Genomic DNA, 328 nt, shown 5'->3' with positions numbered 1-328 from the left:
GGCGGCGATCTTCTTGAGCTCGTCCTGAGCCTCGCAAATCACCTTGATGAACGGCTTGGCGGCCTCAAGACCACCGGCAACGACTTCCTCATCGGGCTTGGTCTGACCCTCGTCGTAGATGAGGTGCCAGGCGTTCTTGCCGGCACCGGCCTCGATCATGGCGATGGCAACATCACCGTTCTCGATCACGCGGCCAGCGACCACAATCTCGAACACGGCGCGCTCACGCTCGCTCCAACGCGGGAAGGCAACCCACTGGCCATCAATCAGCGCCAGACGCACACCGGAGACCGGGCCTTCGAATGGCAGACCGGAAATCATGGTGGAA

The 328-nt window shown here is 61.9% G+C and carries 1 pseudogene; it reads right to left on the bottom strand.

What is annotated here, in order from left to right:
• A pseudogene (locus tag DKT72_RS19105) lies at positions 1–328 on the bottom strand (hypothetical protein); the annotation flags it as partial.

Source organism: Confluentibacter sediminis (genome assembly GCF_003258355.1).
Lineage (GTDB): Bacteria > Bacteroidota > Bacteroidia > Flavobacteriales > Flavobacteriaceae > Confluentibacter > Confluentibacter sediminis.
Note: the sequence above shows the minus strand (reverse complement) of the source record. Positions and strands in the feature narration are given on the sequence as shown.